Below are 13,205 nucleotides of genomic sequence, written 5' to 3'. Positions count from 1 at the left end.
CACGGGTTCGTGTCGGGTGGTTTTTGGCCTATGCTCTAGGCCATGTACCAGCCACCCCAGTTCAAAGGCGATCGCGCGCAGGCGGCGGCGCTGATGGAAAACTACCCCTTTGCCAGCCTGATCAGCGTGGACGACACGGGCCTGCCCTTTGTCAGCCACCTGCCGTTGCATCTGGAGCAGCGGGGCGACGAGTTCGTGCTGCTCGGCCATTGTGCCAAGCCCAACCCGCACTGGCGCTATTTACAGGCGCGCCCGCAGGCCGTCGCGACCTTTCTCGGCCCTCATGCCTACCTGTCGCCCAAGGTGTATCCCGATTTGGCGCGTGTGCCGACCTGGAACTACCTGGCCGTGCATTGCACCGTGCACGCCACCCTGATTGAAGACCCTGCGGGCAAGGACAGCCTGCTGAAAAAACTGATAGGCGACCACGAGCCGCCTTATGCCGAGCAGTGGCGCGGCCTGGGCGAGGAGTTTGCGCACAAGATGCTGGCCGGCATTGTGGCTTTCGAGCTGCGGGTCACCGACTGGCAATGCAAGATCAAGATCAACCAGCACCGGCCCGAAGCGCACGCGGCGATGAAAGCCATCTACGCCGCCGGCAATGAAAACGAACAGGCGCTGGCCGCCTGGATGGACAAGCTGGGCCTGAACCCGGCCAAGGAGGCTTGAGATGCGTGCCGTGTTCAGTATCCTGAGCCTGCTGATTGTGGTCGCTGTGATTGGTGTGCTGGCCAAAAAACAATTCTCCGCTGCGCCCGTGAAAGCGTCCGCTGCGGACGGCGCCGTGAGTCTGCCTGCGACCACGCCGGGCGCAACGCCGCAACAGCAAAGCCAGCAGATCCAGCAGCAGGTTCGCCAGACGCTGGAAAACGCCATGCAGCAGGCGCGCCCCATGCCGGAAGACAAGCCTTAAGCCGTTTAGAGCCCCACTTATGCATCAAATCGGACTCCAGCCCAATAGCTATGGGCGCAAGCAGCTATCAAAACAGAAGCGACATGACTGACGCCGACTTCATGCAACTGGCGCTGGCCCAAGCCCGGCAGGCCGCCGCAACCGGCGAAGTTCCGGTCGGGGCCGTGCTGGTGTATCGCGGCGAGGTGATTGCCAGCGGCCGCAATGCGCCTATCGACGGGAAGGACCCGACCGCCCATGCCGAGATGCTGGCGCTGCGTCTGGCCGCCCAGGCTTTGGACAATTACCGGCTCGACGAGTGCGAGCTGTTTGTGACGCTGGAGCCTTGCGCCATGTGTTCCGGCGCCATGTTGCACGCCCGGCTGAAACGGGTGGTGTTTGGCGCCGCCGATCCGAAAACCGGCGCCGCCGGCTCGGTCGTCAACCTGTTTGCCAACAAACAGCTGAACCACCAGACGCAGTGGCAGGGCGGGGTGCTGGCCGAGGAATGCGGCGCGCTGCTGCAGGATTTTTTCAAACAACGGCGCGCCGAGCAGCGCCAAGCCACACGCCTCAGCCACCCCTTGCGCGATGATGCCTTGCGCACGCCCGATCAGGCTTTTAACGGTTTGCCTGGTTATCCGTGGACGCCGAATTACATCAGCGACTTGCCCTCGCTGGCCGGCCTGCGCATGCATTACCTGGACGAAGGTGCGGGGGAGGGCGTGACCTATCTGTGCCTGCACGGCAACCCGGCCTGGAGTTATCTCTACCGCAAAATGATCCCGGTGTTTCTGCAAGCCGGGCACCGGGTCGTGGCGCCCGATCTGATTGGTTTTGGCAAAAGCGACAAACCTAAAAAAGACAGTTTTCACCATTTCCAAGGCCACCGGCAAAACCTGCTGGAACTGGTGGAGCGGCTGGACTTGCGCAACATCGTGCTGGTGGTGCAGGACTGGGGCGGCCTGCTGGGTTTGACCCTGCCCATGGCCGCACCGGAGCGTTACAAAGGCCTGCTGGTCATGAACACCATGCTGGCCACCGGCGAGCAGCCGCTGTCGCCGGGTTTTCTGGCCTGGCGCGAGATGTGTGCAAAAAATCCGGAGTTTGATGTGGCGCGTCTGTTCGCCCGCGGCAACCCGCAAATGAGCGCCGAAGAATGCGCCGCCTACATGGCGCCGTTTCCGGACAAAGGCCACCGTGCCGCCTTGCGGGCTTTTCCGCCCTTGGTCCCGGAGTTTGAAGATTCGCCAGGTGCCGAGACTTCACGCCAGGCGCGCGACTTCTGGCGTGATGACTGGGCAGGCCAGACCCTGATGGCCGTGGGTGCGCAGGACCCGGTGCTGGGTTTGCCTGTGATGCGCCAGTTGCAGCAAGTCATCAAGGGTTGTCCCGAGCCCTTGGTGCTGGAGCAGGCCGGGCATTTTGTGCAGGAGCATGGCGAATTGATCGCGCGCCAGGCGGTGGGTTTTTTCCACTGAACCTGGGCTGGGATTTCCCCAGGCAGCCGAAAAATGCGTGGCAATGGGATACTCCCATCCGTGAAAAAACATATCTACATTTATTCGCCTTCCAGCGCCGTGCGCGATAAAGCTGCTTTCAAACGCGGTGTGAAACGCCTCCAGGCCCTAGGCCACGACGTGGAAATTGACGAGGCCGCGCTGAGCAGCCACCAGCGTTTTGCCGGCGACGATGACACCCGTCTGGCTGCCATCGCCCGGGCCGCCGCCAGCGGCGCCGACGTGGCGCTGATCTCACGCGGTGGTTACGGCCTGACCCGCATCCTGCCCGGCATCAACTACAAGGCCGTGGCCAAGGCCGTGGACAAGGGCACACGGTTTGTCGGCCTGAGCGACTTCACGGCCCTGCAGACGGCGCTGCTGGCCAAAACCGGCGCGGTGAGCTGGGCCGGGCCGGCCCTGGGTGAAGACTTTGGCACCGAAGGCGAGCCCGACGACATCATGGAAGCCTGTTTTGACGACCTGATCAGTGGGCAGGGTGAAGGCACGGGCTGGCGCCTGCCCAAACCTTCGGCCAAACCAGGCGCTGTCAGCGCCATCCCGGAACGGGCCAATGGTGTTTTCAGCATCAAGGATGCGGTGTTATGGGGTGGCAACCTGGCGGTTTTGTCCTCGCTGGTCGGCACGCCTTATTTCCCGGCCATCAAGGGCGGCATCCTGTTCCTGGAAGAGGTGCATGAACACCCCTACCGGCTGGAGCGCATGTTGACCCAGCTCTTGCATGCCGGTGTGCTGGCGCAACAGAAAGCCGTGGTCCTGGGCCAGTTCACCAACTACAAGCTGGTGCCACACGACAAAGGCTTCAAGCTGGCGTCGGTGGTGGAGTGGCTGCAGCGCCAGATCAAGGCGCCGGTGCTGACCGGATTGCCTTTTGGCCATGTGGCGACCAAGGTGGTGTTGCCGGTGGGGGAGAAAGTGACTTTGGCCGTCGAAGGCCGGGATGCCTTTTTGCTCTGGGGCCACACACACTGAATGTGTAGCAAGCCGTTCTGGCCGGAGCGCCATCGCGGCCTCCGATCAGCCTGCTGGCGGCGCGTCTTAATTGGTCAGCGAGCTGCGCCGTGAGCCCAGGCTGCCGGGCAACAGGCCGTCAAACATCTTGGTGATGCCGCTGACTTTCTGGCGGGCGATGGTTTCACCCTGCATGGCCGACAACACCGCCATCACATCCCCCCGGGCATACCAGAGGCCTTGGACGTCCTGCGCATAACGCACGCGCAGGGCAATCTTGGGATAGTGTTTTTCGCCAAACTCCCCTAACTCGCTGAGCATCAGTTGCCGAATCCCCTCGGTGCGGTTTGCGGCGACGGAGGGAGTGACTTCGCCACCACTCAGCAAGCCGAGCAAACTGCTTTTTAAATGAGGTTTAATCCAACGCATAGGGCTGACGGCTTTCAGTTGAACGGGTCACAAGGAAGCAATTGATCTGGTAGATTAAAGCTCTGAAGACACGGATGCAAGATGTTTCTTGCCTCCGAGTTCACGTAAAACAACAAATGAATCAACAAGTTAGTAACTAGATGTCATCTAGATTCTCGGCTGGGGCCAAGACCAATACTTTTGATTTAATGGTGTTTGCTGGCCTACAGTCTAAAAAACAAGCATGTCAGTTTTGTGAACTATTCACATCTGACGGTCCTACAACCCTCATCCAACTTCCAGTGAGATTTTCATGACCAACTACCCTTCGCACTACATCAACGGCCAGTGGGTCGCGGCGCAATCGGCTGAAACCTTGCCGGTGCACGACTCCAGCACGGAAGAAATCATGGCCACGGTGCCGGCCGGTACCGCACAAGAGGCCGAACGCGCCGTGTTGGCCGCCCGTGCCGCGTTTGAAGGCTGGTCCAGCTTGCCGGTGGAAACACGTGCGGCCTACCTGGAAAAGGTGGCGGCCGGACTGAAGGCGCGGACCGACGACATGGCGCTGGCCATCGCCCGTGAAGTCGGCATGCCGCTGAAGATGTCGCGTATGGTGCAGGTGGGCGGGCCGACCTGGCACTGGGGCAACTATGCCAAGGTGGCGCGCAACTTCGAGTGGGAGAAAAAAGTCGGCAACTCGCTGGTGGTGCGCGAAGCGATTGGTGTGGTGGGTTGCATCACGCCCTGGAATTTCCCGCTCAGCCAGATCACCCTGAAAATCGCGCCGGCACTGGCCGCCGGCTGCACCGTGGTGCTCAAGCCCAGCGAAATCGCCCCGGTCAACGCCATGATCCTGGCCGAAATCATCCACGAAGCCGGCTTGCCGCCCGGCGTGTTCAACCTGGTCAATGGCATGGGCCCGGTGGTCGGCGAAGTGCTGGCCACCCACCCGGAAGTGGACATGGTCAGTTTCACCGGTTCCACCCGCGCCGGCAAACGGGTCAGTGAGCTGGCCAGCCAATCGGTCAAACGTGTGGCGTTGGAGCTGGGCGGCAAATCCGCCAGCGTGATCCTGGACGACGCTGACTTTGAAGCCGCGGTCAAGGGCACGATTTCGGCCTGCATGCTCAACAGCGGCCAGACCTGCTCGGCCCACACCCGCATGTTGGTGCCGGCCAGTCGTTATGAAGAGGTGAAAGCACTGGCCAAAACCGCGATCGCCAAGTTCAGCATCGGCCCCAGCCTGGAAGAAAGCAGCCGCCTGGGCCCGCTGGTCAGCGCCAACCAGCGCGACCGCGTGTTGGGTTTTATTCGCACCGGCATCGCCGAAGGCGCAGATGTGATTGCCGGTGGTGCCGAGGCCCCGCCCATGGCCAAGGGTTATTTTGTGCAGCCGACGATTCTGGGCATCAAACCCACGGACACGCTGGCGCAGGAAGAAATTTTCGGCCCGGTGCTGGTGGTCATCCCTTACCAGGACGAAGAGGAAGCGGTGGCGATTGCCAACAGCACCATCTACGGCCTGGGCGGCGGCGTCTGGAGCGGCAGCGACGAACACGCCATGAAAGTGGCGCGCCGCATCCGCACCGGACAGGTCGACATCAACGGCGGTCCCTTCAATGCCCAGGCACCTTTTGGCGGCTACAAACAATCGGGCAATGGCCGGGAAGCCGGTGTCTACGGTTTTGAGGAATTCCTGGAGTTCAAGTCGCTGCAGCTCAAGCCCGTCGCGGCCTGATCCCGGCGACCAGTTTTCACATCCCCGCGCCAGGAACCCGTCCCTCATGACTGACGTGACCGACGTGACCGTCGTTTTTGCCGACCTCACCGGCAGTACCCGCGTGTTTGAGTCGCTGGGCGATGCCAAGGCGACCAAGGCCATCACCCGGCTGACCCAATGGATGGGCAAGCTGTGTGAGTCTTACCAGGGACGGGTGGTCAAGTTCCTCGGTGATGGGGTCCTGATCATTTTTCCGGACAACCAGGCTGCGCTGGATGCCGCCATCGAGATGCAACGTGTGCACAGCCAGCGCATCGCGAGCTGGCCGGAACAGCTCAAGATGCATTTGCAGATCGGGCTGGCCAGAGGCGCGGTGGTGAGCCAGGATGGCGACTGTTATGGCGACGCGGTCAATGTCGCCTCGCGCCTGAGCGATCTGTCAGGCGCCGGCCAGATCTTCGCCACGGATGGTGTCATCGCGGAGATGGACGCCAGCAGCCTGGTGCGGTTTCGCACCCTGGGTCCGCTGGACATACGCGGCCGCACCGAGCCCTGTGTGGTCGCCCGCATCGAGTGGCAAAGCGAGGTCTTGTCCGAACAATTCACCGTGCCGGCCGAACTGCCGGGCTGGTCTTCCCGGGCCGAGCAACCCGAGCGGGCCGTCACGCTGGCCTGGCTGGATGTCCAGCGCTCTTTTGGCGTGTCGGCGCTGCCGGTTTTTCTGGGGCGCGACCCACAGGCGCAGTTTGTGATGAACGACCCGCGGGTGTCGCGCATCCATGCCAAGATCAGCTGGAGCCAGGGCACGTTCAAGCTGGAAGATGCCAGCAGCTACGGCACCTGGCTGCGTTTTGCGGGCAGCGACACCGTGATCGCGCTGCGGCGCCAGGACTGTGTGTTGCACGACGGTGGCGAGATCGCGCTGGGTGCGGGTTTTGATGACTTCAGCGTGCCGACCGTGGTTTTAAATTCACGGGCCAGGCGGCTGGCTAACCCGTACCACTGTCGCCTGGCCGGACCCGCAACGGTTCGCGTAACTCATTTCAATAAAAAGGGGACAACGATGGTGTGGCTCAAACGTTTCTTCTGGGCAATCTTGCTGTTGCTTCTGCTGCTGGCGCTTGCCGTGGGCATCTACATCCAGCGCAGTTTACCGATGCTGGACGGCACGTTGAAACTGTCCGGTCTGGCGTCGCCGGTGACGGTGGCGCGTGATCCCTCCGACGTGACCCACATCAAGGCCCAGTCTCCGCGTGACGCCTGGAAGGCCATCGGTTATGTCCATGCCCAGGAGCGCGGCTGGCAGCTGGAGTTCAACCGCCGGGTCATGCACGGCGAGTTGTCCGAGGTGCTGGGCGCGGCCACGCTGGACACCGACAAGCTGATGCGCACCTTGGGCATCATGGAAGCCGCGCAGCGCCAGTGGCAGATTTTGCCCGCCGAAGCCAAGGAGGCCCTGCAGGCCTACAGCGAGGGCATCCAGGCCTTTTATGCCGACAGCACCCAGGCCTTGTCGCCAGAGTTTCACCTCCTGGGTGTCAAGCCGGGCGGCGCGTCCGGCCAGCCCTGGACCCCGCAGGACAGCGTCGGCTGGTCGCTGATGATGGCGCTGGACCTGGGCGGCAACTGGGGCACCGAGTTTGCGCGCCTGTCGGCGGCCAAGGTATTGAACACGGCGCAGCTGTGGCAACTTTTCACGCCTTACCCGGGTGAGGCGCCGGCCTCCAAGACCGACTTCGCCAAGCTGTATGCCGAGCTGGGGATTTACAAGGCCACGCCAGACGCTATTAAAACAGGAGCTAATAAAGCTCATCCGGAAAGGGCTAGAGGCCTGTTTGACCATGAACAATCGGCCAAAACCGCGACTCTGCTGGCCCAGGACATCAACGACTGGGCGGCCAACATCGGCAACGTGGAAGGCAAGGGCTCGAACAACTGGGTGGTGGACGGCAGCCGTACCCGCAGCGGCAAACCGCTGCTGGCCAACGACCCGCACCTGGGGCTGTCGGCGCCGGCGATCTGGTATTTCGCACGCCTGCAGGCGCCTGCCGGCAAGGCGGCAGATGGCCGTCCCATCCCCGGGCTGGACGTCATAGGTGCGACCTTGCCGGGCCTGCCTTTTGTGGTGTTGGGCCGTACCGACAAAGTGGCCTGGGGTTTCACCAACACCGGCCCCGACGTGCAAGACCTCTACCTGGAGCAACTCAACCCGGCCAACCCCTTGCAGTACCGCGTGCCGGGCAGCACGGATCAGCCGCAGTGGGCCGACTTCAAGACCCGCAGCGAAATCATCAAAGTCAAGGGCCAGGCCGATGTCGGCCTGACGGTGCGCAGCAGCCGCCACGGGCCGGTGCTCAGTGACGCGCAAAAGTCGCATGCCGAGGTGCTGGACACCGGCAAGTACGTGCTGGCGTTGCGCTGGAGTGCGCTGGACACCGACAACCTGACCGTGCTCGCGGGCCTGCGCGCCAACCAGGCGCAGTCGGTGGACGAGTTGATCACCGCCTACGCCGACCACCATTCGCCGATGCAAAACGTCGTGATGGCCGATGTGGCCGGCAAGGTCGCCTACAAGGCGGTTGGCAAAACACCTTTGCGCAAGGCGGACAACGATATTCGAGGCATTGCGCCGTCGCCCGGCTGGGAGGCCAGGTACGACTGGGCCGGCTGGCTGCCTTATGCGCAAACGCCGCAGGTCGATTCAGAAGCCCTGAGCCGCAAGGGCTGGTTTGCCAACGCCAATCAGAACGTTGTGCCGCCCGGCTCCGATTTGTTCATGGGCCAGGACTGGGTCGTGCCTTACCGCTTCGACCGCATTGAAAAACTGCTGGCGGCCACGCCCCAGCACGACCTGGCGTCCATGCAAAAAATCCAGGCCGACCAGTTGTCGCTGGCCACGCTCAAGTTGCTGCCGTTTTTACAGAAAACGGTGTCGCAGCATCCGCTGGCCCGCGAGGCGCAAGCGGCCCTGGCCGGTTTTGATGGGACCATGCGTGTCGATAGCGCAGCGCCGCTGATTTTTTCGGTCTGGGTGGATGAGCTCACACGCGGTGTGATTGGCAGCAAACTCGGTGAAACACGCCTGAAAAGCATGTACGGCAAGCGCCATTTCCGCGGCGCGATCGAAGAGATCGTTGAGCGTGATGACCTGTCCTGGTGTGGGGCCGCCGGCTGCACCGCCCAGTCCAGTGCGGCCCTGGACCGTGCCTTGACGGTGTTGCAAGCCCGGTATGGCGCTGTGCCGGCCCAATGGACCTGGGGCCAGGCCCACTTTGCCTTGTCGGCGCATCGGCCCTTCAGCAATGTGCCGGTGCTGGCCCGCCTGTTTGATGTCACCGTGCCGACCGGCGGGGATTCCTTCACCATCAATGTCGGCCAGTATTGGCCCAACGACGCAAACATCCCCTTTGCGAACCGGCACGCGGCCTCTTTGCGCGCTGTTTACGACCTGAGCAATCTGGAAAACTCCCAGTTCATCTACCAGACCGGGCAAAGCGGCCTGGTGTTTTCAAGCCGTTACCGCGACATGCGCCAGACCTGGGTCGATGTGGGCTACCGCCCGCTGCAAATGAAGCCGGCGACCTTTGTCCACGAGTTGACGCTGACGCCCTGACCGGCATCCTCAGGCCGGCACGGCGTCCAGGTTCAGCCTGTCCCAATGCCTGTGACTGGTGATGGCCGCGATAAATGCCTCAGCAATTTCTCCATGCGCTGTCTTGCGGCTGTCGGCCAGCAACACGCCGGGGGTAGGCGTCATCACCTGGCCGCCATTCGCCTCCAGCGCGAAGCCCAGCGAGCTCAGGAGTTGAGCACCTTCGTTGATGGCACAAAGGGTCTTGCAGTGTTTGTAGGCTTCCAGCACAAAGTGAACGGCATCCCCGAGCTGCGCCAGGCTGGCCACACTGGCCGTACCACCGGGGAGCAGCAAGGCGTCAAACATGATGGACGGCATGCCGGACAAGGCATGGTCTATCGCCAGTTGTTTGCCAGAAGACGTGCTGACTGTGCCAAGTTGGGGCGCGATGATCTTGCACACCGCGCCTGCGTCCAGCAAGGCTTGCTGAAGATTTTTGAAACTCATCAGGTCCACTCCGTCGGCCACCAGGATGGCAATTTTCCGGGTTCTGATATGGGGGGCGGGCCTGGCCATGCTCAAGGCCGCATCTTCTTCGACGGAGGTCGCCATCTTGTGATCGCGAAACCCCATCCGACCAGCCGCGGCCCTGGCATCCGGGGGCTGGATGCCCAGCGGCGCCGCTACCCGTGCCGCCAGCTTGCTGTCCACATATGCCAGGTTGTCGACCATGCGCTGGCGGATATCGGGCACGTCCACCTTGGACAACTCAAACTGGAAGGCCGCGACGATGTGCTCTTTTTCAGCCGGGCTCTGGCTGTTCCAGAACAAGGTGGCCTGTGAAAAATGATCGTCGAAGGACGGGCTGCGTTGCCGGGTTTTGGGTGACTCCAGCGGCTCGGGGTGGGACTGAAAGCCCTGGGCCCCACCGTCAGCGCGGAACTCGGCGCCTGAGCCCAGTGTGTTGGGCTCGTAGGCGACGCGCCCTTTGTTGATGCTCTGGCGGTACTGGCCGTCGCGCTGGAAGTTGTGAACCGGACAGACCGCCTTGTTGATCGGGAGCTCATTGAAGTTGGCGCCGCCCAAGCGGGACAACTGCGTGTCGGTATAGGAGAACAGACGGCCTTGCAGCAGCGGGTCGTTGCTGAAATCAATGCCCGGCACCAGGTGACCCGGGTGAAAGGCCACTTGTTCGGTTTCTGCAAAGAAGTTGTCGGGATTGCGGTTGAGCACCAGCTTGCCGATGATTTGCACCGGCACCACCGATTCGGGGATCAGCTTGGTGGCATCGAGAATGTCAAAACCCAGGCTGTCTTCCTTTCCTTCGTCGATGATCTGCACGCCCAGTTCCCATTCCGGAAAATCACCGTTCGCTATGGCCTCCCACAGGTCGCGCCTGTGAAAGTCCGGGTCTTTGCCGGCAATTTTCTGAGCCTCGTCCCAGGCCAGCCCATGCACGCCCAGCTTGGGTTTCCAGTGAAACTTCACGAAATGCGCGTCACCGCTGGCATTGATGAAACGAAAGCTGTGCACGCCAAACCCTTCCATCATCCGGTAGCTGCGGGGCAGGGCGCGGTCCGACATGGTCCACATGAGCATGTGGGTCGACTCCGGCATCAGCGAGACGAAATCCCAGAAAGTGTCGTGCGCGCTGGCGGCCTGGGGCATGCCATGGTGGGGTTCCGGTTTGAGCGCATGCACCAGATCGGGAAACTTGATCGCATCCTGGATAAAAAAGACCGGGATGTTGTTGCCCACCAGATCGTAGTTGCCCTCATCGGTGTAAAACTTGACGGCGAAGCCGCGCACATCACGCACCGTGTCGGCCGAACCGCTGGCGCCGGCGACGGTTGAAAATCGCACAAAGACCGGCGTTTCAAGCTCAGGGTTCTGCAAAAAGCCGGCTCTTGTGTAGGGTGCCATCGGTTTGTACACCTTGAAATAACCATGAGCGGCCGAGCCGCGCGCGTGTACCACTCGCTCAGGTATACGTTCATGGTCAAAGTGGGTGATCTTTTCGCGGAGGATGAAGTCTTCCAGCAAGGTTGGCCCGCGTGTGCCGGCTTTGAGTGAGTTGTGGTTGTCGGGAACCAGCAAGCCCTGGTTGGTCGTCAGTGTGCCGGTGGCGTCGGCAGTTGCCGCCTGGAGCTGCTTTTGTTTTTTTGCGGCAGCGGAAGAAAGTTTTGGAGGACTGGCGGTACTGCGCGAGGCTTGCGGCATTGGTCATCCTTGAAGAGGGCAAAATGAAGAAGCGCGAGCTGTCAAAACCCGCGATGGTCGGCAGTCAGCGTTTGTGCCGGGTCTAGTCAGACTCGCAGTCCAGCAGGCGCTCCAGCCCCTTGGCGATGGCCACCACGGCAAGAGTCGCTACCAGGCCCATGACCAGCCAGCCAGCCACGGTTTGCGCGCGATCCGCGACCCCGTCCGGCAGCAGTACCAGGAAAGCGACCAAGCCAATGAGCAGGGCCAGCAGCCCTTGCCATGGACGGAAAAAGCGGCGCGGTTTCGACAGGCTCCCGCCGCCGGCATCGGCGCCTGGGTGGGACGAGTCTGTCAATGTCATGGTGGCCCCTGGGCGGTAAAAATGCGAAACGCGAGAATCATTCACCAGCCTACAAGAATCCGCTGGTAGGCTGCGTAGCCCCGGAACATCAATGGTTGTAAGGGCAGTCGCGTCTAGCTGTAAGACCCGTCCGACGGCCAGGGGAGCCCCCCGGCCAAAGATGCGTTATCCCGGATTTACCGGGGAGCCGGCTGACGCAGGTATTCCTTGTGTTTCATCGCCAGATAGGTGGTCCGGTCGATTTCATGCAACTGGCGCGGGTAACGTTCTGTTGCATCGAACCAGTGTTGCAGGCGTTTTTCAAGCTGCTCTGCGGCGGGCACGGCCATGGATGCCATGTAGGCGTCAATGGCCAGGTAATAACGCATGGTGTTGCGTTCCACCGCGCCGCGCATGCCGTTCACCGGATTTTTGGGACCGCCAGGCTGAGGCTCCTGCAGCGTAAAGCCTACTTTGCCACTGCCCAAAGTGGCCAGGTAGGTTTGCATGGCAAGACGTCCGGCCACGCCGTAACCGTAGGAATATTGCAGGTGCATAAAAGTCTTGCCACCGGCGATGGGCACGGCCTTCAGGTTGATGCGGTAGTTGTGCGTGCCCAGCGGACCCTGGTCGGCGTTGAGTTGCACCGCGACATAGTCCGGCGTTGTACCAAGTGGTGTGAAGTTGAATGCCAGGGGGTACGCGTCCTTGATGTCCTGCTGTTGTTTCTTGCCAATACTGACCCGCAAAACGGCCGGATTGCCCGCATCATCGGTCCGGCAGTGTTTGGTATTGAGATGCAGCATCAGGACTTCGCACCAGTTGTCAGGGTTCTTGAAGGCGGCATTCACCGTCGCAAAGGGGTAGTTGATCACCGCATAGGCATTGCCGCTGATGGCATTGGTCGACTCGGACGAGTCAATCACCAGTGGCCGCTGAAACGGGCTGCGTGCCAACTGCGTTGCCAGGTTGGTATATCGGGCCTGCAAGGCCGGCGCGCCCGCATCGATGGGCGTCTGGGCCGCAGCGCTGCCAATTCCGAGGACGACTGCCAGGCTCAGCGCCGCCCCGCCGCAGGTCGCGGCCTTGTGTGTTTTGTCCATCGCTACAGTTTGCCTTCTGTGGCGACAATTTCGGGTAAGTAGCTCTTTTGTCCTACACGAGGTGGGTGTAAAGAAACGTTTTTAAGATTTGATACGGTGTTCTGGCACGGCATCTCTGGCGGCGTTGCGCAGGCACCTGTTTGGCGCTGTCATTCCCTGAGCCCATCATCAAGTGAGCCGGATGCTCGCTTGCCTCTTGATGCTGCGGCTTCGCAGATGAATACACCTGGCCCGAGCCGCTGGAATAAGATCAAGCCTGTTTGTTTTCTTCTATTTTCACGAATTGACGTGGATGTGCATTGATTGTTGATCAATACATGGTCATTTTCATCGAAAATACCTAGCCGCCTAGCGGCTTTAAAAGGCGTAGCTAACTTGCCGGCACCGATCATCTCCAGCGCTTTGTTGCGCCCGAGGGACGCCGTGCCACCATCAAGACCAGCCGCCATAGTTTCATGTTTTGAAAACCCTGAAAATTACCTATGCGCCTAC

General features: G+C 61.4%; 11 protein-coding genes and 1 pseudogene. 7 read left to right on the top strand and 5 right to left on the bottom strand.

What is annotated here, in order from left to right; genetic code table 11:
- The first annotated feature begins 42 nt into the window (after positions 1 to 42).
- The 4 genes from ACHMXK_RS12650 to ACHMXK_RS12635 all read left to right on the top strand — a co-directional run bounded on the left by ACHMXK_RS12650 (position 43) and on the right by ACHMXK_RS12635 (position 3,384).
- The gene (locus ACHMXK_RS12650) at positions 43 to 669 is read left to right on the top strand and encodes an FMN-binding negative transcriptional regulator (RefSeq protein WP_397440825.1); all 627 of its coding nucleotides are present in this window, start codon (positions 43 to 45) and stop codon (positions 667 to 669) included.
- Between the two features lies 1 nt (position 670).
- Entirely contained in the window at positions 671 to 913 is a 243-nt protein-coding gene (locus ACHMXK_RS12645; RefSeq protein WP_397440823.1) for a hypothetical protein, read from the top strand.
- A gap of 83 nt (positions 914 to 996) precedes the next feature.
- A complete protein-coding gene (gene tadA, locus ACHMXK_RS12640; RefSeq protein ID WP_397440821.1) occupies positions 997 to 2,373 on the top strand; it encodes a tRNA adenosine(34) deaminase TadA in 1,377 nt (458 codons plus the stop codon).
- Between the two features lie 33 nt (positions 2,374 to 2,406).
- Positions 2,407 to 3,384 carry an LD-carboxypeptidase gene (locus ACHMXK_RS12635; protein WP_397440819.1) on the top strand — a complete coding sequence of 326 codons (978 nt, stop codon included), beginning with the start codon at positions 2,407 to 2,409 and terminating at the stop codon, positions 3,382 to 3,384.
- Between the two features lie 66 nt (positions 3,385 to 3,450).
- Here the strand turns inward: ACHMXK_RS12635 and ACHMXK_RS12630 are convergent, their stop codons facing one another.
- On the bottom strand, positions 3,451 to 3,684 hold the full coding sequence (locus ACHMXK_RS12630; RefSeq protein WP_397440817.1) for a hypothetical protein: 234 nt from the start codon (positions 3,682 to 3,684) through the stop codon (positions 3,451 to 3,453).
- A gap of 400 nt (positions 3,685 to 4,084) precedes the next feature.
- On the opposite strand from ACHMXK_RS12630, the gene ACHMXK_RS12625 reads away from it, so the two are divergent.
- The 3 genes and pseudogenes from ACHMXK_RS12625 to ACHMXK_RS12615 all read left to right on the top strand — a co-directional run bounded on the left by ACHMXK_RS12625 (position 4,085) and on the right by ACHMXK_RS12615 (position 9,107).
- The gene (locus ACHMXK_RS12625; RefSeq protein WP_397440815.1) at positions 4,085 to 5,512 is read left to right on the top strand and encodes an aldehyde dehydrogenase family protein; all 1,428 of its coding nucleotides are present in this window, start codon (positions 4,085 to 4,087) and stop codon (positions 5,510 to 5,512) included.
- Positions 5,394 to 6,410 (top strand): annotated as a pseudogene (locus ACHMXK_RS12620) (adenylate/guanylate cyclase domain-containing protein); the annotation flags it as partial. The gene ACHMXK_RS12625 and the pseudogene ACHMXK_RS12620, both read left to right, overlap by 119 nt.
- 147 nt (positions 6,411 to 6,557) lie before the next feature.
- Positions 6,558 to 9,107, top strand: a complete 2,550-nt coding sequence (locus ACHMXK_RS12615; protein ID WP_397442516.1) for a penicillin acylase family protein — start codon at positions 6,558 to 6,560, stop codon at positions 9,105 to 9,107.
- A gap of 9 nt (positions 9,108 to 9,116) precedes the next feature.
- Here ACHMXK_RS12615 and ACHMXK_RS12610 read toward each other — a convergent pair whose 3' ends face one another.
- The 4 genes from ACHMXK_RS12610 to ACHMXK_RS12595 form a co-directional block, all read right to left on the bottom strand.
- Positions 9,117 to 11,288 (bottom strand): catalase, encoded by a 2,172-nt coding sequence (locus ACHMXK_RS12610; protein WP_397440813.1) that lies wholly within the window; start codon positions 11,286 to 11,288, stop codon positions 9,117 to 9,119.
- Between the two features lie 82 nt (positions 11,289 to 11,370).
- Positions 11,371 to 11,631 (bottom strand): hypothetical protein, encoded by a 261-nt coding sequence (locus ACHMXK_RS12605; RefSeq protein WP_397440811.1) that lies wholly within the window; start codon positions 11,629 to 11,631, stop codon positions 11,371 to 11,373.
- Between the two features lie 176 nt (positions 11,632 to 11,807).
- On the bottom strand, positions 11,808 to 12,713 hold the full coding sequence (locus ACHMXK_RS12600) for a hypothetical protein (RefSeq protein WP_397440809.1): 906 nt from the start codon (positions 12,711 to 12,713) through the stop codon (positions 11,808 to 11,810).
- A 149-nt stretch (positions 12,714 to 12,862) separates the two neighbouring features.
- Positions 12,863 to 13,162 (bottom strand): hypothetical protein, encoded by a 300-nt coding sequence (locus ACHMXK_RS12595; protein ID WP_397440807.1) that lies wholly within the window; start codon positions 13,160 to 13,162, stop codon positions 12,863 to 12,865.
- Positions 13,163 to 13,205 lie beyond the last annotated feature (43 nt).

Origin of the sequence: Polaromonas sp. UC242_47 (assembly GCF_044452385.1) — a bacterium.
In the GTDB taxonomy this organism is placed as follows: Bacteria; Pseudomonadota; Gammaproteobacteria; order Burkholderiales; family Burkholderiaceae_C; genus Polaromonas.
The sequence above is the reverse complement of the archived record's forward strand: the minus strand, read 5'-3'. Positions and strand labels throughout refer to the sequence as shown.